We start from the raw sequence: 24,100 nt of genomic DNA on the forward strand, positions 1-24,100 counted from the left end.
TTAAATTATGAACATCAAAACAACACTTTTAAGTAGCACTATTTTAGTTGCACTCACGGCATGTGGTGGTTCAGACAATATTGATTCGCCAACAACTCCACAATCGGCAAAATTTAACTTAGGTGTTTCCGATGCACCGGTCAGCGGGTTACGTGAGGTTAACGTTGTATTTAACTCTATCACCTTAAGACAAACTAATGGCGCAGAAGATATTACCTTTGAAACACGCCAGACAGATGACCAAACTAAACCTGAAATGGTAAATTTGCTTGATTACACTGGCGATGATGTTTTCTCATTAATAGATGATGAAGACGTGCCAACTGGGCAATATTCATGGATCCGTGCCGATGTTATTAATGGCGATAAAAATGACCTTACTATGACCTCACACGTTGTGTATGAAGACGGAAGCATTGCACCTTTGGTTGTTAAACGTAAGGGTAACGACGGTATTGGTGAGATTCAACTTGACGGCTTTACCCTAAATCAAACTGATAATGATTTTGTACTTGAATTCGACTTGAAGAAGTCGCTTGTAAATCCACAAAACAGCGATGAAATATTCTTAAAACCTCGCGGCGTTCGTTTAGAAAACTTAGCTGAGTCAGAAGAAATTGAAGGTACTATAAGCGACGCACTTATTGCCAACTGCGAAACAGACAATATCGCACTGGCTGCTGAAGATGGCTCATTTGGTCATGCTGTTTACCTTTATGGCAATGATGTAGCCGAGCCACTGGATAATTACGAAGTAACCGAAGATGAAACTCCTGCTGATGCGCCTTTAGCGACAGCCAATGTGGTATTTGATAGTGACGACAATCAATATGAGTTTGAGCTTGCCTTCATCACTGCTGGTGATTACCAATTAGCTTATACCTGTGCGGCACATATTGATGATGCTGAACTACGCGATGAGGCATTTACACTGTATCAAGTTAAACCGGTTACGGTAACTGCGGGTGATGATCTTGACGTAACTTTTACTGTTAGTCAGTAACAAAAAACTATTTGTCCTGTTTAGGAAGAAAAGCCCCTCAGTTAACGCTGGCGGGCTTTTTTATCTACGTTCTGGTACCTATTCGAGGTCACCGACTCTGCAATGTGCAGCGTACGTTGCGAAAATATTAAAAGCATACTTTCACGTTTTAATTTCTTTGATTATTGCTGTAACTCAGCACAATATAAAAATAAGCAAACCCCCATAGCTTCTAACTAAAGGCCACTACTTCGCATAAGCTAGCTCAAATTTAACCATCAAATAAAAGTCGCGCGAGTATGTGGCGATAACGCAATTAAAACTATTTCATTTCACATATCCAAAGTTAGCCACTTAAATTTTTATAGTTATATTTTCTTAACATCAGCTTATTCAATTTGAGTTAATCGAAGGATGTTAGTGTGAACAACACGCTCTAATTAAAGTTAGTTAGTATCACACTCTTTTGAATATGTAATTAAGGAGAAATAAACATGGTCGAAGAAAAAATAGTACTTATTACAGGCGCTTCCAGTGGTATTGGGGAAGCTACAGCAAAAACATTAGTTGAAAATGGCCATAAAGTCATTTTAACCGCACGCAGCAAAGACAAATTAACAGCTCTTGTAGATGAGTTAGGAGCTGAAAATGCCTATGCTATTACTGCAGATGCAACTGACTTTAATGAGCTAGAAAATGTCGTTAAAAAAGGTATAAAAAGATATGGCCGCTTGGATGTTGCTTTCGCAAATGCTGGAATGGGCGTAAGCACAGCCGGCACAGAGAATGGTGATGTAGACGAATGGCGTCAGATGCTCGATATAAATATTAATGCGTTGCTTTACACCGCAAAACTCACTTTGCCTCATTTACGTGAAACCACCGGGCACTTTATTTTAACCAGCTCTGCTGCAGGAAGGGTTACTATTCCAGGCTCAATTTACGGAGCAACCAAGTGGTTTGCTTACGGTTTTGGCCAAAACCTCGCAGAAGAGATGAAAGAGTGGCAAGGCCGCTGCACTACAATAGCGCCTGGCATGGTAAATACCCCATTTTTTGATGAAGCCAAACCAGACAAGCTTGATCCAACCGACGTGGCGGAAGCGGTTTTATTTGCTATTGAAGCCAACCCTCGGTGTAACGTGCGCGAGTTATTTTTAATGCCAACAAACTAGCAGCCGTTTAATCATAGCGCGAGGTTTGTAACCTAGTCGGCTAAGTCAAAACCAAGCTATAAAGAGTCAATCGCCCCTCGACAAAACCGCCTGTTGGACATTGATACTGTTATCTCCTATTTATGAGGAGTCATCACAGCACAGGCGTTGACTTGCCCAAGTACCAAATAGACTACTGCAAATTTAACCTTAGAAGGTCAACAAACCCTAATATAATTAGTAGATAGGCTTTAAGCCTATCTACCTCTTCTGCTTCATTAATTACCTCGAAATATCAATAATAAATAAGCGCTTTTTGCAAAAACCACAGTGAATAACTACTAAAAATCACGCCTTTTTGTCTATGCTATAGATTAGATACACCCAATGATAGGACATCTGTGAATGGCTACAGACAATGCCAAGAGTTTGCCCACAGGCCACTATGTGACTAATGATCGATTGCATCAACTTTTTGATGCAATCGATTCTATTTCGGTGCAGGGCTATGATGAGCAAAGGCAAGTCATTTACTGGAACAAAGGCAGTGAAATACTCTACGGGTATACTCAGCAAGAGGCTATGGGCAAGAGGCTCGAAAGTTTAATTATTCCAGAACCTATGCAAGAACCCGTTATAAAAGCTCATAGCGATTGGGTTACGCTAGGAATCGAAATCCCAGCAGCAGAACTCACGTTGAGTCATAAAGATGGCAGTGAGGTTGCGGTATTTTCAAGCCATGTAATGCTTACCAATCAATACAACGCCAAGCAAATGTATTGCATTGACATTGATTTATCCGACGTACATAAAGCACAAGCCGAAGCCACATTAAATGCCAGTATGTTACAAACAATATTTGAAGCAATACCTGACTTATTTTTTGTGTTAGATCACCATGGGACAATCACTGATTATCATGCCAGCAATAAAAATGACCTCTACATCTCACCTGAACAGTTTGTGGGTAAAAAAATGGTTGATGTGCTACCTGATAAAGTCGCGCAAATGTTTAAGCTGAATATAGAAAAAGCGCTCACACACTACGAAATGGTCAATTTTGAATATGAATTAAGTACGCCTGATGGCACTAGTTATTATGAAGCCAGAATGCGCTTGCTGCCAAAGAAAAACCAAATCATGATGATCATTCGTGATATTACAGAGCACCATCGTTCAGCAGAGTTGATTCGCCATCAAGCGCATTTTGATAGCTTAACTGCATTGCCTAACCGTTTTTTGTCACTTGACCGGTTATCGCAAATGTTAGGCTCAGTAAAGAGCAAACATGAAAAAGTCGCAGTCTTCTTTTTAGATCTTGATAACTTTAAAAAAGTGAACGACTCATTAGGTCATGAAGTAGGCGATAAACTTTTGATTGAAGCTGCGTGTAGGTTAAAAAATGTTTTAGAACAAAGCGATACTATTGGTCGATTAGGTGGTGATGAGTTTATTATTTTAATTTCTAATTTAAATGATGAAAGTAATGCCAAAGCTATCACTGAACGCTTACTCAACGCGTTTAGAAAACCTTTTAAACTAGAGGGAAGAGAATTAATTCTTACATTAAGTATTGGCATCGCTATGTCACCCAAAGATGGAACGTCAGCGTCTGAATTATTACGTAATGCAGACACAGCGATGTATCAAGCAAAAGCACTTGGCCGAAACACCTCTTCTTTTTTTACCCCACAAATGAATACAGCTATGCAACGCCGTTTTGAAATAGAAGAGCAGATGCGTGGCGCACTTGCAAAAAGTGAATTTGAAGTTTATTACCAACCTCAGATAGATGTGCAAACTAATACGCTCGTTGGCGCAGAGGCATTACTGCGTTGGCATAACAACAAACTTGGCGCAATTACGCCAGATGAATTTATACCCATTGCTGAACAAACTGGTTTAATTATCCCTATAGGCGAGTTTGTAATGAAACAAGCTCTGCTTTTTTTAAAAAAATGGCAAGCAACTCACAAACAAGAGTATACGATGGCTGTTAATTTATCACCCTGTCAGTTTAGGGACCCTGAGCTACTCGATATGATTATTCATTCATTAAATGAAAATAATATAAATCACGAATGTTTAGAATTAGAAATCACCGAAGGTGTATTAATGAATAGCCAAGACTCTATACCTGATGCACTTAAGAGAATTGATGAGCTAGGTATAAAGTTATCAATGGATGACTTTGGTACAGGCTACTCTTCTTTAAGCTACTTACGTCAATATTCATTCGATGTCCTCAAAATAGACCGTAGTTTTATCAGTGTCATAACGGACAATAAAGCGAATTGTAATTTAGTTAAAGCGGCTATTGCCATGTCACATAGTCTAGAAATAGAGGTAGTCGCAGAGGGCGTCGAGACCAAGGAACAGCTCGATTTACTTAATGCGCTTGACTGCGACATCGCTCAGGGTTTTTATTTAAGTAAACCGTTACCCGCCGAGCAAATGATCGCCTTCTCACTAGAATAACGAAAAGTATTCTAATTACGGTTTTTTGGCTTATGTGGTTAAAGCAAATTACCCGTGGTTTTGAATGTACTCCAGTGCTGTCATTTTCTTATAAGTGACATTTGAGTGCATAACATGGGCCGGAGCGGGGTCAACAACCTCAATCGGTATGTCGTAGTTGCGCGCAATTTCCAATGCCATTTGCGTAATATTAACGCTAAATGACGTCCCCATAAATACGATTTTATCAGCCGCAAGCATTCGCGATTGAGCTTCACTAATACGATAAAGTTCAGTGTAATATTCATCAAATAGCAGCACAAAGGGCTTTAGCGATTGGTTAAGCACCGGCTGGGAGTTTTCAATTTTAAACAGTTCAAGCAACGAATTATGCAAGCGGCTTTCGTTTACGTTATCCCAAGGTGTAGCTTGTGGTGTGACATCATCCCCCTGATGATGAAACAACGTCATTTGATCAAGCCGGCCATGAATAGCAATGTACTCGCTGTTTCCTGCTTTACCGTCTAGTCCATCGATATTTTGCGTGATTAAGTTTTTATCGCTAAGCCAATGGTGTACCTCATTAGGACCATGATGTCGATAAGTCGCAAAACGATGGTAATACCATGCTAAAAACTCACGAGGATTGTTTTTATACATTGCGCGAGTGGCCATTTCCATTGGCGTATAGTTTTGACTGCCAATAGTCCAATAGCCATCTTCTCCACGAAAAGTTGGAATGCCACTAGCCGCACTCACACCAGCACCTGTTATATAAAGAGTATTCATAAGGGGAACTTAACCTTATAACCAAGTACATCGGCTATTACTTTTTGATCATTATTCATGCCACCAATACGGTACACGCTGCCTTGGTGTTCTAATAAGCCACGATGATCCATACTCGCTGTATCGGCTTTTGTCATTATTTGCCAATTATTTTTAGCTGCATCAAAGCGCCAAACATGATTACTCGCTGGCGCTGGTTTGCCATTATATCCCATACCATTGTAGTTATAAGGATTTGCAGACCCTCCCACCATGTAAATGCGACCTTTCAAACTTGTAGCCGCCATACGATAATGCGCCGCACTGGTTGGGTGAGGCAATGTTCGCCAATCTATTTTTAAAGGGTTGGTAGCGTCTATGGTACCTTTTAAGCACTGAGCAATTGGAGCAAATGAGCGTCGTTTATCAGCGTTTGCTTGAGTTTTAACGCCATCACAAATCACAATAGTGTTATCACTGATCGCAGCTGCATGACCAAACACCGGCTCACCTAAAAACGGCGAGGCTTGTTGCCAAGTATCTGTTTGTGTGTCATATACTTGCACTAAATTAACGTTGCCATCATTGTGCCAGCCACTAACTAAATAGATATAACGCTGCTGATAGCTCAATGCCACACTGTCATCCACAGGTACCGGCATATTTGCAAGCTGCGTATAGCGATCATTTTTTAAATCATAACGATAGACATCTGGGCTGGATATTTCTGTGTGATCACTACTAACCGTATAGCCGCCAAATACATAAGCATATTCGCCAAGGCCTACAGCGGTGCTGGCTAAACGCCCTTTGGGCTGCAAACTACTGGGCACAGGTGATTTTGCCTGCCACTGCTTGTCACCGAGTTTTAGCGCCCACACTTTGTTATGCACACTGTGGTGATCTTTATTTTCACCTAAACCCATAAAGCTTAAAAAATAAGGGTGTTTGTTTACAACAACTTTAGCAACCGCGTTATTTGCAACGGGTTCAGGTAAGGCAGGTAAACTTGCTAAAGCAATGGAGAAAAGTAGGCTCATAAATATCATTCACTGATCACATGTTGATCAAGAATAACATTTATGTGCCTTTGAAAAAAACCTTAATAAGCCACACTAATACGTTGATTAATATGCGCGGCATTTTGTGCTTCATCTAACATTGCACGGGCGTAATCAGCGACTGAAATTTTACTTTCACCTTGTTCATTAGTAAAAAAGGCGTCCCCCCCAATACGATACGCGCCTTCACTCGTGCCTGGGTAAATAACAGCTGCGGGGCTTACAAATGTCCATTTTGTAGCAGTGTTGCTTGCTCTAAAAACATCTAAAGCTTCACCTTGCGCCAAAGCCTCATCTTTATATTCTGCAGGAAAATCTGGTGATGATACTAAAGTAACGCCAGGTGAAATCTCTAAGCTTCCTGCACCACCGACCCACAGTAAACGAGTATTACTTCCTGACAGAGCCGTTAACAAACGTTTTGCAGTACGGGCAACCAACTCATGATTGCCTTCGGCACGCCCGCCAATTGACGCAATAACCACATCAGCACCAGTAAGCAAAGGGGTTATATCGTCATTTGATTGCAAATCAAAGCTCTTTACAGTGACGTTATTTGTGGTTAATTTCTCAGGGTTTCTGGCTACTGCTGTTATTTGATGGCCACGAAGCAATGCTTGTGCAGTGAGCTCACCGCCAATCCAACCCGTTGCACCTAAAATAGTTATATTCATATCTGTATCCTTAAAAAGTTTTATCACCTGAGTCGTACCTCAGCTGTTGATAATCAGTTTACTTGCTCACTAATTGATGATAAATAAACTTTATAGACACACATTAGTTCAAATTAGGATACTAATGGACAAAATAACTGCAATCCAAAGCTTTGTTGAAGTCGCCCGTACTGGCAGCTTCACAAAAGCAGCTAACAACTTAGACCTAAGTCGCTTACAAGTTACCCGCCACGTACAAGACATTGAGTATTGGCTGAGTTTGCGGTTATTTCACCGCACTACACGTAAAGTCAGTTTAACCAATCAAGGCGAAGAGGCGCTTGTCTACTGCAAGCAATTACTCAGCACCGTATCGGATTTGCAAAGTAGAGCCCATAGTCACAATAACGATCTGGTGGGCACAGTCAGAATTGCAGCCCCAATTGGCCTTGGACAAAACTTATTATTTGATGCAATTGAGGAGTTTGTAGGCTTACATCCGAATACGAAGTTTCAAATGGTGCTCTCAGATAGCCTATCGCAACTAGTGGATGAACGCGTAGACATCGCCCTGCGTTATACTCACCAGCCCGATGAACAGCTTATTGCTCGTAAATTAATGTTTATAAGTACAGTGGTATGTGCATCCCCAGACTATTTAGCTAATAACAGTCCCATTATCACTCCACAAGATTTATTAAAGCATAACTGTTTATCACACAGTGGTAGTTCAACATGGCATTTCTTGGGGGAAAACTCAGATGAAAAAATCTCAGTAAAAGGTAATATTGAAGCCAATGATATGACAGTGTTACGAAAAGCAGCAATCAGTGGAATAGGAGTTGCAAATCTACCTTGTGATTTAGCGCATGAATATTTGAAAACAAAGCAACTGGTTAAAGTAATGCCCAACTATTCTACCCCTGGCAACCATTTATGGGCCGTTTACTTATCACGCAACTTTCAACAAAATTTGGTCCGAGCTTTTATCGACTTTTTAGCCCAGCGTTGGCAACACGACATACTGTGACTTTTGATTAGCGCTTACCTAAATTAATTTCCCCCATTTTAAAGTCATTCCAATGCACTACAAATACAGCGTGTAGTATTGGTATATTACCCGTTCCCGATTTGTGTATGTTTTACTATAAATCAACAATACGTAGGGTACTTATACCTACATTTTTTACACATAAACGGAGCATAAAATGGCTAAAGTACTTATGATCACTGGCGACTTTGTAGAAGACTATGAAAACATGGTGCCTTTTCAAGCGTTATTAGCAATGGGACATGATGTTGATGCCGTATGCCCTGATAAAAAAGCCGGTGATACCATAGCAACATCAATTCATGATTTTGAAGGGGATCAAACTTACACAGAAAAACGTGGTCACAACTTTGCACTCAACGCGAGCTTTGCACAAATTGATATGAACGATTATGACGCGCTTTATTTACCGGGCGGCCGTGCCCCTGAGTATTTACGTTTAAACCCAACTGTGATTGAAATCATTCAACATTTTGCCAAGGCAGACAAACCAATCGCTTCTATTTGCCATGGCCCACAATTACTCACAGCGGCAGGTGTTATTGAAGGTAAAAAAGTCTCTGCCTACCCTGCATGCCAACCTGAGGTAGAAATGGCCGGTGCAGAATATGTTGAACTTCCTATGGATGGTGCAATAACCGACGGCCAATTAGTCACTGCGCCTGCATGGCCTGCCCACCCTGCCATGTTAAAACAATTTGTGGCATTGTTATAAACATAATATCAACGTACAAAGCATCAAGGGTTAAATGATATGTGCCAACTTTTTATAAATGCTGACAGCCGACTATGGACATGTCGTACCAAATCTTTACGTATTGATGGCGTAGTCACCTCTATTCGTCTCGAAGAGTTCTTTTGGGATATTCTAGCTGAGGTGGCGTTTCGTGACCAAATGACAGTTAATCAAATGATCACCAAACTCTACCTTGAATCTCTTGATGCTGACCATGATATTGGCAACTTTACGTCGTTCTTACGGGTCTGTTGCTCACGCTATTTATCGCTGGTGGCAGATGGCGATATAGCACGAGATGAGACTGTGGCACTTAACGATATCGATGCAAAACACGTTTTACAGCAGGAACAACTTCGTACAACACTGCGCAAAACACGCTTCGAAGACTCGCCTATAAAACCCGCTATAAACTAATCTGAGAATATAAATGTCACACTTATCACTTATTGCCTCATTAAAAGACTTAGTGGGCGCGCGGCATGTACTAACCTCTGAACGCGCAACAGCCCCATACCGTAAAGGCTTTAGAGAAGGCCAAGGCCCGGCACTTGCGGTTGTAAAGCCTGCGACATTATTGCAGCAATGGCATATTTTAAACGCTTGCGTAGACGCAGGAGTGATTATTATTATGCAAGCTGCCAATACAGGGTTAACGGGTGGCTCCACCCCAACTGAAAATTGCGACCGAAACACGGTAATCATCAACACCACACGTATCAAAGATATTCAGGTACTGCCAGCGCAGCAACAAATTGTCGCATTTCCAGGTGCCAGCTTATTCTCACTAGAAAAAGCATTAGCACCGTTTGGGCGCGTGCCTCACTCAGTAATTGGCTCATCATGCATTGGTGCATCAATTGTTGGCGGGGTTTGCAATAACTCAGGTGGCGCATTGGTAGAGCGAGGCCCAGCTTACACGGAGCTGGCCATATACGCACAAATAAACAACGATGGAACAGTCAGCTTAATTAACAACCTTGATATTGAACTTGGCACCACACCCGAGCAAATACTCACTAACTTACAAAATAGAAATTACACTCAGTCTGATATCAAAACAACCTCAAAACACGCATCAGACCGCGACTATGCCGACTGGGTAAGAAAAACAGATCAAGACACGCCAGCACGTTTTAACGCAGATCCTAGGCGCTTATATCAAGCCAGCGGCTGTGCTGGTAAACTTGCAGTATTTGCCGTGCGTGTAGACACCTTTGCTAAAAATGAACTTGAACATACGTTTTATTTAGGCACTAATTCAAGTAGCGCATTGCAAGCTGTACGTAAAACACTACTCGAGCAAGCCACTAGCCTACCAGTGTATGCCGAGTATTTGCATCGTGATATGTTTGAACTTGCGGATGATTATGGCCGCGACACAGTGCTTCTAATCAAGAACTTAGGCACTAACTGGCTGCCCAAATTTTTTAATATAAAACGCCAATTAGATACAGTTTGTCAAAAACTGCCTTTTTTACCAAAAAACGCAGTCGATAAACTCGTTTACCGACTTACAAAGCTATTCCCAAGCCAAACGCCTCAAACGCTAAAGCAGTATAATACGCAATATCAACATCAATTAATCTTGACCGTTAAAGGCAATGCATATCAACACACCTTAATGTTACTTGAGCAAGTACAAAAAGAATATCTCCTCGATTTTTTCCAGTGCGACGAGCAAGAAACTAAAGCAGCCTATTTACTGCGTTTTGCAGCCGCAGGCGCTGCTGTGCAATACGCCAAAGTAAATCACCACCAAGTAGAAGATATACTCGCACTGGATATTGCCTTAAAACGTAACGACACCGATTGGTTTGAAAAACTGCCACCTAGCATTACCAATAAACTCATAAGCAAACTCTACTACGGCCATTTTTTATGCCACGTATTCCATCAAGATTACTTAGTAAAAAAAGGAGAAGACTGCGAAGCTGTTAAAGCCGCCCTGCTTGAGTTATTAGAGCAACGCGGCGCTGAGTATCCAGCTGAGCATAACGTAGGGCATCATTATCATGCAAAGCCAGCACTGGCTGATAATTACCGCAATTTGGACCCAACCAACACCTTAAATGCAGGCATTGGCGGCATGTCTAAAAAACGTGATTACGCAGAGTGAGTTGTTGAGAGTTAGTCCATGTTTAAAAGCGCACAGTACTCAATAGCTTCAGTATGGTGCGCTAATAGTTACCCCGTTAACCTTACATATTTCTCTGCTAGCTCATCTAAGCTCTCACGATGATTAGGATCGGGCTTTATGCAATCTATCGGGCATACACTCACGCAAGTAGGTTTGTCGTAGTGGCCCACGCATTCGGTGCATTTTGCGGGATCGATTTGGTAGATTTTGGCGCCCATATAAATGGCTTCGTTAGGGCACTCTGGGTCGCACATATCACAGTTAATGCATTTGCTGTTTATAAGTAGAGCCATTTTTACCCTTATTTAATGAATAGTGTGTGGCATTCAGTAATGACTAGAGTTAGCCTGAGCCCTGAGGCTTAATAAATACTTTTATGATTTAACATTAGTGCTTTTTTTGAACAACCCTCAAGTGGTTAGCCTATTTTTAAATACTGATTACTGCCGCGTAGTATGCCTTAAATATATGTATGCTCTTTTGATTTTAATCAAGAAACACAGCGGGAGCCCTTTATATATAACAAATTTATAAAATTCTCCCCTTATATTCGTGTCTATGTTATTTTCCGCAAGTGGGTCAAAATCGTACCTTTTAAATAGGTGTAACCTCATAATTATATTAATAAATATTTATTTAAGGGTTACAATAGCCCTAATCTATCATGGCACTCTTTAAATAAAGCGGTTTTAATCGCTTGTTTTGCAGCTAAATTTAAACAAAAGCAAATTGACAAGCTAAACTAAGAAATGTAATTTACCAATTAGGGTAATTTTTTTACCAATTATTTTACCAATTTGTGGAGTGTTTAGCGGTATGTTCTGCTTGATTATTATCCACCTCATAGCAATGCAATCGACCGTTTAGTAAACTTGGGGAATAGCAAATGAAAAGGCGTAGACGTTTTTGGAACGTTGTTGATAAGTTAGAAGCCGCAATAGATCAAGGTGTCTATCATGTTGGAAGCCGTTTACCTGCTGAGCGAGAATTAGCAGAAACTCATCAAGTAAGTAGACCTACAATTAGGGAGGCCATTATTGCGCTTGAAGTCAGAGGCCGTGTTGAAGTTAAAACGGGCTCGGGCGTTTTTGTTACAGACACCAAGAAAGTAGAGGCAATTGATAAACCCATTAGTGCATTTGAACTAACCCAAGCTAGAGCCCTCATTGAAGCTGAAGCTGCAGCCTTAGCTGCTGCAACAATTAAAGATGATGAACTGGCCGAGTTAAAGCAAAGCTTGGACGACATGCAAGTACCAGAAATGGCAATTGAAGCTGACCAACGCTTTCATGAGATAATTGCTAACTCGACCCGTAATAACGCAATTTTCATGTCTATTCAAAACCTTTGGAAGTTAAGGCGCACCGAGCCACAAATAATCGCGGCCTATGATGATGTTTGTTCACAAAGCGACGAGCAGCGTTTACAAGAGCACACTTCGATTTATGATGCTATCGCCAGCCATGATTCGTCTGCAGCTCGAAAAGCTATGCATAATCACTTTAACCGTTTAATTAATTCACTCTTTGCTGCAAGCGAAAAGAAAGCTCTTGAAGAGATAAAACGTAAAACAAATGAAACACGTGGTTTGTATTCAATCTCTCATTTAACCAAATAAACTTTACTTCTATATTCCCCCCCAAAAGGCACGTTATTGTGCCTTTACTATTTGTGTTGCTTTACAGCTCTAACCTGCCTTGATATGACTGCTCAAAAAACTCCCAAGTAATTAAGAGTAAGGTGTAAAATACAGACCTGAATGTTTATGGTTTTTACAGATCTGGCTACATCTAAAAATAATGCAAAAAAAAAGCAAGCCTAGGGGCTTGCTTTTATACCAATTATTGATTGGTACTCACACACTTAACTCATTAAAAACGGTAACTTGCACCAAGCGTTATACGGCGATCTGTTAAACCTTGGTAACACAGCAACGCTCCTTCATTAACACAAGACTGGCTGACATCTGACTCTGTTAAGTTTACAGCTTCAATACCAACACTAAATTGCTCAGTTACATCATAGTTAACACTTGCGTTTAGCTGGCCGCGGTCCTCTTGCACAACAGGAAAGCCCCATGGGTAGCTAGATGTACTACCAAAGTCTTCTGAGCGGTAACCTTCTCGCCACGTGTATCTTGCACGCGCTGAAAAACCATATTTTTCATAGTAGAGAGTAAAGTTATACGCATTTTCAGACAGATCTAAAAGCGGCTGTTTAGCAGAAACATCAATATCATCAATGCCCGTTGTTAATGCAAATACGGCATTTGCACGACTCGTTGCATTATCAATTGCTTCGCCCCCAGATGATTCTTGATACGTATAATTAGCCATCACACCAAACCCTGATGCCCAACCTAAATCACCTTCAAACTCAGATAAATCATATTGAAATGCTAACTCGACACCTTGCTGAGTTCGTGTATCTGAATCATTAACTGTTGTTTGAGTCGGTACACACAAACCAACGCCTGGCTCTGGGCCAAATACATTAATATCAGCAATTGGGTTAAATGTACCTCCAGCTTCACAAGCCGGGCCTACAACATCACGAAACCCCGTAGCTGGGTCTTCATAGGGGTCAACTTGTTTTGTAACATGCAGGTCTTTACGCTTTTTATGAAAATAACCTACGCTCACTAAAGCTGAAGGAGCAAAGTACCACTCTGTTGAAATATCAAACGACGTTACCTCTTCAGGCTCTAAGCCTGGGTTACCAATTGCAACCGCTGAATTAGGGCTTGTGCTGTAAGATACCGACGTAGATAAATCATTATAATCTGGCCGACGGATATCTTTAGACCAACCTACACGCACCAACACATCCTCAGACACATCTGCACTGACGTTTAAACGAGGTAATACAAAATTATAATCTGCTTCCGATACAACTTGTGAAACAACTTGATTACCGTCATCGTCGGTTGTGACAGAGTTACCCGTTGAAGTAATTTCTGTTTGCAAATAACGCACACCAACATTGCCTCGGAACATTCCATATTCAAAGTTTGCTTGCGCATAGAGTGCATGCGTGGCTTCTTCAATATCAAAAAACGCACTCACTTGAGATGTAGGCGAACTAATTGGAGCACGATCAGACCCTGTTATCGCATTATTCGCTGCAATCGCTTTATTTAATACTTCCAGTACGTAATCTGGGTTTGATCCAGCAAGCTCTGGGTTTACTAATAAAAAGTCTTTGATAAAGAGGGCTCGACCATCTGCTTTGTTAAAATTATCAGGCCCTGCCACTAGCAATTCTGCAAATAAATCACCTGATGGGCTATCTGCCATTTTACGTAAACCCACGTTATTACGAATTTGATCTGAAGTGCTGCTTGATTTGTTATAACGGTAACCAAAATCAACCGATGTAATTGTACCATCAAGGTAATAATTAAAGTCAGCTCTGAGGGCATCTTCTTTGTTTTCAGTTGTATCACGCCCTTGGTTTACATCGCGTAATACAACATTTGCAGGGTCTAACAGCTGCGCGCTGGTTGGCGCATTTGCTTCCCCTTGGGCAATACCAAATGCGAGGGCCCCGCCACTCAAATCATATTCAAAAGGAGTTCCATTTTCGTTCGAGTCATTGCTAGCTACATTAGGGTTAATGAAGTTCAATGTTGTATTAAAACTTGGTGTGCTTGAGTCAGAGCGCGACGATGACGCCTCCATACTGACAAATAAGCTATCGCCTTGCCATTCACCGCCTATACGAAATATTTGACTGTCTGTTTGACGTGAATTTGTATCACTTGAAAAACGTAAATTAGGATCTGCGCCTCCGTCTTCAACGGGAATGACGCCTTTTAACGCAGCTTGAATGCTTCCTAAATCTTGACCATCGAGGATGCCAAAATCAACCGTTTCAAATTCGCTAGGGGCTGCAACATTACGCAGGTCACTCACGCCAGATGCTTGAACCCGCGAACTTTCTTGACGTCGGTCTTGGTCATTTATTACTGCATCAAAAAAGAACTTCGTGTTTTCACTCGGTGCCCATTCAAGCGTTCCGGCAAAGTTAACTGTTTCTGACTCATAGTTATCATAGTCTTGAATCAAAAACTGTATTGGTAAAAAGTCAAAAGGTTGAGCGCTCGCTGCATCACTTCCTGCTGCAACAGAGTTATCACGGTCGGCACGAGGTCGAAATGCTGTTACGTCTTGCTCTGCGTAACTTGCGCTAAATACGGCACCGAACTCACCACCTGAGTCGAGTTGCCAATTATCACCCCAAGAACCTGACACTCTTGGAGTTGCGCTATCTGTAGATAAGCTGCTGTCTTCTGCTTGCACGCGAAACGCAGCAAGCGTTTCATTGAGCTGCAATGGACGAATAGTACGCAGATTAATGGTACCACCAACTGAGCCTTCTATTGTTTTAGCTTCTGGTGATTTAATCACTTCAACACCAGAAATCATTGATGCAGACACATCTTCAAAGCTGATACCTGTTCTACCCGAGCCCGAACCCACTGTAGAAACACCATTAATTTCTGTGCGATTCGCATTTGTACCACGAATTTGTACACCTGTACCGACTCCCGCTTGACGCGTGATCTGTACACCGGTCACATTTTCTAATACTTCAGCTAAATTTTGATCCGGTAACTTACCAATATCGACGGCTTCTATCACCTCTACAAGGCTCGCTGCTGAACGCTTTTGTGCTAATGCATTAGTAAGCGACTGCCTGATACCAGACACTTCAATTACTTCTAGTTCATCCACAGATTGCTGCTTTGCTTCTTGCGCTGAGGCAACATTTAATGCAGTAGCTGAAAGTATCGCTAATGTAACGCTAGATAATTTATGCTTCATAGTGTTTCCTGTGTGTTCGAATGCTTTGGTTTATATTTGTTGTCATTGGCCGTTCGCTTTCACAAAAGGTTAACCAAATAATTACACTTGAACAGAAAAAGATCAACCCTTTTGGTAATAACATTTAATAAAAAGTTAAACCAATTTATATTACCAATAAACCTCAATTCGAATTAAAGCATAAACCATTGATAAATAAGGCCTTAAATTGTTTTGGTGTCAATTTAGTTACTTTATTAATTTACTATTAAGACTAATGTAGCAGTCATACAATTTAAAAAAAACTAATTGGTTAACCAAAACACGACAGAAAAAGGCGTCGCTATGTTAAAAATTATATCGCTAAGACTAGATTATAAAATCGCGACTTCCGCATAACTAAAAGCATTAATAACAACCTGCAGCTTGAGTATAGTTTGATTAGTTAACTGTTTTAAATAGGACTAGGCTTGTTTTGAAAATGATTTATTTATAACAATACCTTACTCAATATGAGTAAAGTTGACATATCACTCTTGTATCTTACTTGTCATTAGCTATAAAAAAGGGGGAAATAGGGATAAAATAAAAGCTTGTTGAACTTACGCTACAATTTTCACTTTCTGATTGATCATTTTATAGCGTATCACTCAAAGATATACCTCAGAAGCGTTACGACTCATAAACCGTCAAATTAAAAAGTGCCACGGCAGATGAAGATCCCATAACAACGGGTACCCGCTGATGAATATAATCCGGTTCCATCGTTAAAATGCGCTGGCCACGAGAGTAAGCATGCCCTCCCGCATTTTCAATCAACATAGACAGTGGGTTAGCTTCATAAAGTAATCTTATTTTCCCATTGTCATTTCCTGAACGTTTATCTTCTGGATACATAAATATTCCGCCTCGAGATAAAATACGATGTATATCTCCCACCATAGCGGCACTCCAACGCATTGAGCTGTTCTCAAACGTTTGGCTAGCATACAGCACATTATCAAAATAAGTTTGAATTGTTTCGTGCCAATAGCGGTAGTTTGCCATGTTTACAGCAAACTCTTTGCTCTCGCGCGTCACAGCCATTGCAGGGGTGGTTAGCAAAAAACCACCATGAGTCAAATCGAGTGTGTAACAACGTGTTGGGCCACCGGTGCTCATAACTAACAAAGTCGAAGGGCCATAAAGTACATAACCTGCACACATTTGTTTAATGCCGGCCTGAACAAACTGTTCATCACTGTCATAAGGCACGTCATCACGCTTCGCATAAATGGTAAAAATAGTGCCAATTTGACCATTTACATCAATATTTGATGAACCATCTAGTGGATCAAAAGCAACAATATAACGACCATCGGGATTACCACCTACGGCATGGTCTTCCTCTTCGGAGGCAATCGCAGCTACCGAATCTTCCTCAAGCAACATATCTTTAAGTAATTGATTAGCTATTACATCGAGTTTTTTTTGTACTTCGCCTTGTATATTTTCATCAAGCGTAGAACCTAACACGCCTGCCAGCTCGCCTTGGCTTACACGAAACGCAATCTCTTTACTGGTTGCTAAAATAGTGCGTATCAACATAATCAAATCTGTTTCAACACCATCACTTTTTAATACGGGAATGAGTCGTTTCATTATGAATACCTATTAATACAATTAAGATCGGTGAAACACTGCAATAATCTCATCGTCATGTTTTGTTCTGAATGGCTTAACCACACTCGCGGATCATAGTATTTCTTGTTTGGTTTATCGTCACCGTCGGGGTTACCGATTTGGCTATGTAAGTAATCTTGGTTATTTTGGTAATAATTAAGCACACCATCCCAACACGCCCATTGCGTATCGGTGTCAATGTTCATTTTTACAACGCCATAGGTTAGTGATTCAGCTATTTTTTCTTGCTCTGAACCACTGCCACCATGAAACACAAAATTTAAACTGTTGTAAGGTAAATTAAACTTATGCGAAACATAGGCTTGGGAGTCTTTTAAAATACTTGGAGTTAACACAACATTGCCGGGTTTATAAACTCCGTGAACGTTACCAAACGATGCTGCAATAATGAAGTTAGCACTCACTTTGCTTAGTTTTTCATAAGCGTATGCAACATCTTCAGGTTGGGTATAAAGAGATGCGCTATCAAGGTGGCTATTATCTACGCCATCTTCCTCCCCCCCTGTACAACCTAATTCAATTTCCAAAGTCATACCTATTTTGGCCATGCGTGCTAAATAACGCTCACAAATTTCGATGTTTTCATGCAGTGACTCTTCTGAAAGGTCAATCATGTGTGAGCTAAATAAAGGCTTGCCAGTTTGTGCAAAGTATCGCTCCCCTTCATCGAGTAGGCCATCAATCCACGGCAATAATTTTTTTGCCGCATGATCGGTATGCAGCATAACTGGCACACCATAATGCTCTGCCACTGAATGAACGTATTTAGCGGCACTTACAGCACCAAGAACTGCTCCTTGTTGCTCAGGTAAGACTAAAGCTTTACCACAAAAAAATTGTGCGCCACCATTAGACAGTTGAATAATCACTGGCGACTGAGCTTTTTTTGCTGCATGCAAGGTCGCATTTATCGAAGATGTACCAATCACATTAACCGCAGGTAGGGCATATTGGTGCTCTCGAGCATGCGCATATACATTTGCAACATCGTCAGCCACAATAACGCCAGGTTTAACTTTGGCTAGTAAAGATCCCATTTTTAGTCCCTTATGCTTTATTTGCCTCAATGCAGGCATCAGTAATCGCCTGCCAATTTTCTTGTTCAACCCACTCTTTAGGCGCAACCCACGTTCCACCCACTGCCATTACATTATTTAAAGCAAGGTACTCGTGCTTATTTTGCGCATTGACACCACCTGTTGGGCAAAACGTCACACCTTGGAACACCGTCGAAATAGCTTTTAAAAATGGCGCGCCCCCTGATAGTGAAGCAGGAAATAATTTTTGTTCTGTAAAACCGGCTTCTAATGCCAGTAGAATATCAGCGGTGTTTGACACACCAGGTACAACTGGCACTGGGCATTTTTTTAATGACTCTAATAACAAAGGAGAAACCGCTGGAGTCACAATAAAATCGGAGCCTGCATCAAGTGCCTGTTGTAAAATTTCAGCATTAATAACTGTGCCTGCTCCTACCTTTAATGAAGGCACAGCTTTCTTAATTGCTTTTATTGCAGCTAACGATGCACCTGTGCGAAGCACGACTTCCACTAAACCTAATCCTGCTGCCGCCATAGCTTTAGCTATATTTACTCCTTGATCTACATCATCGGCTTGAATTAAAGGAAGCAATGTTTGTCCTGACATAAGTTCAGTAAAACGAGTCATAGTTATATCTCTCTTAATCGTTATTATGTGTTGAGACAAAAAGACTCAGGCAATGCATTGAAGCCTTTTCGTTAAAAGTAAAGTATTAGGTATCAGCCATAGCTCTATTGAAAATCGTTTTAGCAGTAATTGCGCCCGGCTGCTGAATTACAACTGCAGCTGCTTTTGCAGCTTTATTAACAGCTTCACTCACAGGTAATGCTGATAATCGGGCTCCTAAATAAACACCATTGAAGGCATCGCCTGCTGATGTTGTATCAACAACGTTCTCTACTGGTGTAATCGTGTGTCGATCTAACTGGCCATCAGCCAAAGTTAAAACTGATTCAGGGCCATTTTTTATAACAATTTCGTTAATACCATAATTACTGAGGTGCGCGAGTACATCTTCGACCGACTCCACTGCATATAAAACCTGTAAGTCTTCCACGCCCGGTAACGTAATATCAGCAGATTGAAAAGCAAGTGCGTACTGTTGCTTGGTTTCTTCAATAGACTGCCATAATCTAGCTCTATAATTCGGATCAAAAACAATCTTTACACCAGCAGCTTTTAAGGTATCAATGGATTGCCAAAAAGCTGCCCGAGCATTAGGCTCAATTACGGCAAGCGATATTCCTGAGAAAAAAAACATATCTCCAGAAGCAAGCTCATCTATAACCGTAGGATTATAAAAATCAATCACTTTTCTAGCAGCTGAATCATTACGCCAATAAGTAAAGCTACGCTCTCCGTGCTCATCTGTTTCAATGTAATACACACCAGGCACTTTCTCTGCATGCGCAAAAACTAATTGCGTGCCCAGTTGCTCTTCAACAAAACAATGGCGCATTTTTTGGCTGATCGCATCCGTGCCTAATGCAGTTACTATCACAGAGTTAATGCTGTTAAAGCAGCGCTTTAGGTACACGGCAGAATTATATACATCGCCCGCGAATGCTTGATTGAGTGTTGTGCCATCTATAGCTCTCAGCTCAAGCATACACTCACCTAAAAAGAATATTTTTTTCATTTTCAACTTACCTTTGTCGTATGTAAGCGACAGAGTTTTGAGGTCACTCTGGCGCTATACAGGCTGTTATTTAGGCTCTTTGAGTGGCTCAATTTTTGGAATTAAAACCCAGACAGCCAACATTGCAGTAATGGCTAAAGAGGCACCAATAACAAACGCAGGTGTGTAATTTCCGCCAGCGGTTAAGTAAGGAACTAAGGAGGTGAGACCAACAGCGCCTAACTTTGCTGCCATGCCTGAAAAACCAGACAAAGTCCCGACCGCTTTTTTGCCTAATAAGTCACTTGGCAGGGTTTGAACATTACCAATTGCAGTTTGAAAACCAAATAAGATAACAGCCATAATTAATACCGCAACAACGGGCTCTCCTGGGTTTGCCATTGCGAGTAAAGCGGGTAACATAATTAAACAACCAAGCGTAATAGTCAGCTTTCGTGTTTTGTCTGTGTTCCAGCCTGCTTTTAAGCGATTTTGCGCTAATAAGCCGCCAAACCAAGCACCAAACATAGCGCCCACATAAGGCACCCAGCCATAAATACCAATTGATTTAACATCCATGCCATACACTTCATTTAGGTAGATAGGGATCCAAAATACAAATAACCACCAAATAGGATCAATAGCCGCAGAAGCGATAATCACGCCCCAGCTTTGCTTACGACTTAATAACTCTTTAGTTGATGGGTTATATTCTTCCTCTTCTTGTCCATCGTCATTTAATTCCCGACGTTGACCAGATAAAATATATTGCTTCTCTTCTTCAGTCAGCCATGGATGCGAACCTGGTGGAGCTTTAACTAAAACTAACCAAGGCACTAACCATAAAAAACCCATTACACCAACAACCACAAACACCATTTGCCAGCTAAAGTAGACTGTTAAGTAAGCAATAAGAGGAATAGCAATAATACCGCCAATAGCTGCACCAGAGTTAAATATACCTTGAGCTAAAGCACGCTCTTTAGTTGGAAACCATTCAGCATTTCCTTTTGCAGCGCCAGGCCAGTTACCTGCCTCTGCCACACCCAATATCGCGCGAAAAATACTTAAACTAAGCACGCCTTGCGCAAAAGCATGTGCCACTGTTGCAAGTGACCACACACCTATTGATAAAACAAAGCCAAATCGAGTACCGACCCAGTCAAATATTTTGCCAAAAATAGCCTGACCAAATGCATAGGAAAATACAAACACAATAGAAATATTGGCGTAGATTTGTTTACGCTCAAGTGCTGATTCATCGGGGAATAGTTCTTCAACTATATCTGGCCATAAAACACTTAATGCCTGACGATCGATATAGTTAATAATGGTAGCCAACGCAATCAAAGCGATAATCCACCAGCGTAAGCCTTGGAGTTTCATATTATTTTTCCTCTAAAAAGTCTTCACGCGCAGGGCTGAATGTATCAATTAAAATACCGCCTGTAGGGCATGTTGCACCGTGATCAGCATACGGAGGAATAAAACAGCTATCGCCCGCTTTTAAAACTTTAGTTACGCCATCAATATTAAAGTGAAACTCACCTTCTACAACATATGTTACTTGAGAGTGGCGATGTGCATGGTTATAACCTATTGCGCCTTCTGCGAACCAAATTTTTACTGCCATTAACTCTTCGTTATACCCAAGCATTTGGCGTTTTAAACCGTTTCCTAAGTCTTCAATTTCAGCTTCGTTACCAAAGGTAAAGTGCTCGCTTTGCTTTTTCATTGCAAATACTCCTAAATGTTGTTCATCAAATAAACGCCTAAACGGCCGTTTAATGAATATGATTGATTTTGATATTTAAATGATTTTTTACTTGCAAGCTCAGCCTTGTTGATGACTATCAAATAGTGCTTTTGTGCAATTTCAAGCTCAACAAACACCAACTCATCACGTTGTGTGTGGTTAAGGTTGGTCACTCTACTTTCAGCGACTAAGGTGTATTCTTTGCTTGGGTTATATTCCCCGTGAGGCTCCAGCACTGAGATAAATTGATGCTGCTTTTTATCTGATACCCTGCGAATAAAGCCATGTTCATTACGTAAATTAAAGTTAGGATCGTTCGCGCCAACTTGGGTGAATAGGAAGGACTCATCACCATTGACCAATGATGTTAAAGTATAAAAACGGCCATTTTCATTCAACCAAGACACCTTTGCCAACCCTTGCTTAGGCGCTGATTGCGCTTTTAGCCAAAGGTGCTGGTAGCCACTGTTATCTCCTAATGCAGATAACTGCTTGGTATTAGCTTGTAACTCAAAATTGGTATCAATTAGCTGGCCTTTATAGTGTAAAGGTAAATCCAGCTGATGAGCTTTATCTGCATCGATAGTGAATAAGTCCAGTGCAACGGTACTTTCAAGCTCTTTTAGATTTACTAAAGCAAGGGTGCGCTCTAGTTCAACCCCTTTATAAGCGGTGCTAATTTCACCACTGGATACTGTGCCGTAATCAGATGTTTCGAAGAAGTTGAGTGAAGGCGCATTTTTATTACCCACCTTTACATTAGCGTTAAAGTGACTCGTTTCATCAACTACTACAGTATTATGAGCAACCGTTTGCTTTGCGTAGCTATTATTTTCTGGCAGGTATCGGCCACCAAACTTAGCTTCTACATTTAAAAACCGAGCCGCACCGTAATCTGAAATTATTTCTTGCCCTTTATCATAAAACTGCCACGTTAATTTATCGAAATGGCCATGCCCTAAACCTTGTGCTGCAGGTTTAAATAAAAGAGCTTGATCACCATCAAGTTGGCTGCGCATAATCACCAGCGCCCCTTCTTTGCCATCACTGCCATCACCAAATGCCACCGACTTGAATGGGTAAGGCGTTGCTAAACCTTTATCAAGTGCCTGTGCTACCTTTAAGCCATCACCTGATAAAATTATTTGATCTTGCTGCGCTGCAATGTCTAAATAGCCAGTGTCATTAGTCAGGCTGTAAGCAACCGTGACACCATGAACAAGCTCTACGGTATCTATTCCTTTACTCTTAATCGCATCGTTAATTGGGAAAAATAAGCCGTTATAGCTAAGCTGAATCGTGGTATCAATTGCCTTTAGCAATACACCATCACGGTGCTCTGCAATTTTGCGTTCTGGTTCATTGTGTGTAATCGCTTGCGCAAAAGTCACAAATGGTAACAATGCAAAACGTTGATAGTATGGACCTTCGTTATAGTAACCTTGTGGTGAAAACAACATATCGAGCTGCTTTAAAAAACCGCCTTTGCCTGACTTATCTAAATCATACAAGGCTTGCTCAACCCATTCAGGTTCATTCATAACGTAACCTGCCATACCCACACCAGCCGTAGCCCACGTACCATGGTTATGTACTTTATTAAATGTTGATGGTTGCCCTTGCGATAAGAACAACGCAACAGGGCGAAGTAGCTTTTGCTCGATCGTATTGCTTTGTTGGTCAGTCAATGCATCATGCACTAAATCATAGGCTTGAATTGTGTACACTAACCACATAGCTTCATTTAAGCTTTGCCAAAATAGCTTACCTGGGTTTTGTGAGTTCACCTTACGCTGGGGATGAACATCTAAAGTGGGGTACAGTGTGGCATACTCAAGTAGCATATCGCGAACGTAGTCAGCGTATTTCTGTTGTTGACTAAGCTGGTAAATAATACCTGCGCGATACATAAGCTGATAATTCTTTTTATGTTGCTCGTGTGTATAACCACCACCACCATCTTTAGGCACAGGCACAACAATAGGAAAAGCAATCTCCTTATCTACCAGTGCTTTTAAGCTGTGATAACGCTCACTAAAAGCCCCCTGGGTATCAAGTGCACCACGCATTTTCACCACATCTTCTTCAGTTATTACTAAATTAGGGTGAGCTGCTAAAGAGCTCAGCGATGTAATAGCAAGTAACGCAGACAATGCACCTGCCTTTAACTTTGTTTGTAAGTTTAATAATGACAT

Annotated in this window: 20 protein-coding genes; 8 read left to right on the plus strand and 12 right to left on the minus strand. The window is 41.0% G+C overall.

The window, feature by feature from the left end; translation table 11 throughout:
• The first annotated feature begins 7 nt into the window (after positions 1–7).
• From CSC79_RS00595 to CSC79_RS00605, 3 genes are all read left to right on the plus strand, one after another.
• On the plus strand, positions 8–1,003 hold the full coding sequence (locus tag CSC79_RS00595) for a DUF4382 domain-containing protein (RefSeq protein WP_099292905.1): 996 nt from the start codon (positions 8–10) through the stop codon (positions 1,001–1,003).
• 473 nt (positions 1,004–1,476) lie between these two features.
• The gene (locus tag CSC79_RS00600) at positions 1,477–2,157 is read left to right on the plus strand and encodes an SDR family oxidoreductase (RefSeq protein WP_099292907.1); all 681 of its coding nucleotides are present in this window, start codon (positions 1,477–1,479) and stop codon (positions 2,155–2,157) included.
• Between the two features lie 384 nt (positions 2,158–2,541).
• Entirely contained in the window at positions 2,542–4,614 is a 2,073-nt protein-coding gene (locus CSC79_RS00605; RefSeq protein WP_099292909.1) for a bifunctional diguanylate cyclase/phosphodiesterase, read from the plus strand.
• Positions 4,615–4,662: 48 nt separating this feature from the next.
• Here the strand turns inward: CSC79_RS00605 and CSC79_RS00610 are convergent, their stop codons facing one another.
• The 3 genes from CSC79_RS00610 to CSC79_RS00620 form a co-directional block, all read right to left on the minus strand.
• Complete coding sequence (locus tag CSC79_RS00610; RefSeq protein WP_099292911.1) at positions 4,663–5,382, minus strand: Sir2 family NAD-dependent protein deacetylase; 720 nt, start codon at positions 5,380–5,382, stop codon at positions 4,663–4,665.
• On the minus strand, positions 5,379–6,401 hold the full coding sequence (locus tag CSC79_RS00615; protein WP_099292913.1) for a kelch repeat-containing protein: 1,023 nt from the start codon (positions 6,399–6,401) through the stop codon (positions 5,379–5,381). Before CSC79_RS00615 ends, CSC79_RS00610 begins: the two co-directional genes overlap by 4 nt.
• 62 nt (positions 6,402–6,463) lie before the next feature.
• Positions 6,464–7,096: an NAD(P)-dependent oxidoreductase gene (locus tag CSC79_RS00620; protein ID WP_099292915.1), complete on the minus strand. Its 633-nt coding sequence runs from the start codon at positions 7,094–7,096 to the stop codon at positions 6,464–6,466.
• Positions 7,097–7,220: 124 nt separating this feature from the next.
• Here CSC79_RS00620 and CSC79_RS00625 point away from each other — a divergent pair, with 124 nt between their 5' ends.
• The 4 genes from CSC79_RS00625 (at position 7,221) to dld (ending at position 10,981) form a co-directional block, all read left to right on the plus strand.
• Positions 7,221–8,105 carry a LysR family transcriptional regulator gene (locus CSC79_RS00625; protein WP_099292917.1) on the plus strand — a complete coding sequence of 295 codons (885 nt, stop codon included), beginning with the start codon at positions 7,221–7,223 and terminating at the stop codon, positions 8,103–8,105.
• 178 nt (positions 8,106–8,283) lie between these two features.
• Entirely contained in the window at positions 8,284–8,841 is a 558-nt protein-coding gene (locus tag CSC79_RS00630) for a DJ-1/PfpI family protein (RefSeq protein ID WP_099292919.1), read from the plus strand.
• Positions 8,842–8,880: 39 nt separating this feature from the next.
• Positions 8,881–9,279: a ribbon-helix-helix domain-containing protein gene (locus CSC79_RS00635; protein ID WP_099292921.1), complete on the plus strand. Its 399-nt coding sequence runs from the start codon at positions 8,881–8,883 to the stop codon at positions 9,277–9,279.
• A 13-nt stretch (positions 9,280–9,292) separates the two neighbouring features.
• Positions 9,293–10,981, plus strand: a complete 1,689-nt coding sequence (dld, locus tag CSC79_RS00640; RefSeq protein WP_099292923.1) for a D-lactate dehydrogenase — start codon at positions 9,293–9,295, stop codon at positions 10,979–10,981.
• A gap of 68 nt (positions 10,982–11,049) precedes the next feature.
• On the opposite strand, the gene CSC79_RS00645 is transcribed toward dld, so the two are convergent.
• Entirely contained in the window at positions 11,050–11,295 is a 246-nt protein-coding gene (locus tag CSC79_RS00645) for a YfhL family 4Fe-4S dicluster ferredoxin (RefSeq protein ID WP_099292925.1), read from the minus strand.
• A 593-nt stretch (positions 11,296–11,888) separates the two neighbouring features.
• Here CSC79_RS00645 and CSC79_RS00650 point away from each other — a divergent pair.
• Positions 11,889–12,620: an FCD domain-containing protein gene (locus tag CSC79_RS00650; protein ID WP_099292927.1), complete on the plus strand. Its 732-nt coding sequence runs from the start codon at positions 11,889–11,891 to the stop codon at positions 12,618–12,620.
• Between the two features lie 253 nt (positions 12,621–12,873).
• On the opposite strand, the gene CSC79_RS00655 is transcribed toward CSC79_RS00650, so the two are convergent.
• From CSC79_RS00655 to CSC79_RS00690, 8 genes are all read right to left on the minus strand, one after another.
• Positions 12,874–15,828: a TonB-dependent receptor gene (locus tag CSC79_RS00655; RefSeq protein WP_099292929.1), complete on the minus strand. Its 2,955-nt coding sequence runs from the start codon at positions 15,826–15,828 to the stop codon at positions 12,874–12,876.
• A 651-nt stretch (positions 15,829–16,479) separates the two neighbouring features.
• Positions 16,480–17,448, minus strand: coding sequence for a class 1 fructose-bisphosphatase (locus CSC79_RS00660; protein ID WP_099292931.1), 969 nt, complete (start codon positions 17,446–17,448; stop codon positions 16,480–16,482).
• The gene (fbaA, locus tag CSC79_RS00665; RefSeq protein ID WP_099292933.1) at positions 17,448–18,527 is read right to left on the minus strand and encodes a class II fructose-bisphosphate aldolase; all 1,080 of its coding nucleotides are present in this window, start codon (positions 18,525–18,527) and stop codon (positions 17,448–17,450) included. Before fbaA ends, CSC79_RS00660 begins: the two co-directional genes overlap by 1 nt.
• A 10-nt stretch (positions 18,528–18,537) precedes the next feature.
• The gene (gene eda / locus CSC79_RS00670; RefSeq protein WP_099292935.1) at positions 18,538–19,158 is read right to left on the minus strand and encodes a bifunctional 4-hydroxy-2-oxoglutarate aldolase/2-dehydro-3-deoxy-phosphogluconate aldolase; all 621 of its coding nucleotides are present in this window, start codon (positions 19,156–19,158) and stop codon (positions 18,538–18,540) included.
• A gap of 85 nt (positions 19,159–19,243) precedes the next feature.
• On the minus strand, positions 19,244–20,170 hold the full coding sequence (locus CSC79_RS00675) for a sugar kinase (protein WP_099292937.1): 927 nt from the start codon (positions 20,168–20,170) through the stop codon (positions 19,244–19,246).
• Positions 20,171–20,236: 66 nt separating this feature from the next.
• Positions 20,237–21,535, minus strand: a complete 1,299-nt coding sequence (locus tag CSC79_RS00680) for an MFS transporter (RefSeq protein WP_099292939.1) — start codon at positions 21,533–21,535, stop codon at positions 20,237–20,239.
• Between the two features lies 1 nt (position 21,536).
• Positions 21,537–21,884: a cupin domain-containing protein gene (locus CSC79_RS00685; protein WP_099292941.1), complete on the minus strand. Its 348-nt coding sequence runs from the start codon at positions 21,882–21,884 to the stop codon at positions 21,537–21,539.
• 11 nt (positions 21,885–21,895) lie between these two features.
• Complete coding sequence (locus tag CSC79_RS00690) at positions 21,896–24,100, minus strand: heparinase II/III family protein (RefSeq protein WP_099292943.1); 2,205 nt, start codon at positions 24,098–24,100, stop codon at positions 21,896–21,898.

It is taken from the genome of Pseudoalteromonas sp. 3D05, from assembly GCF_002723455.1.
GTDB lineage: Bacteria > Pseudomonadota > Gammaproteobacteria > Enterobacterales > Alteromonadaceae > Pseudoalteromonas.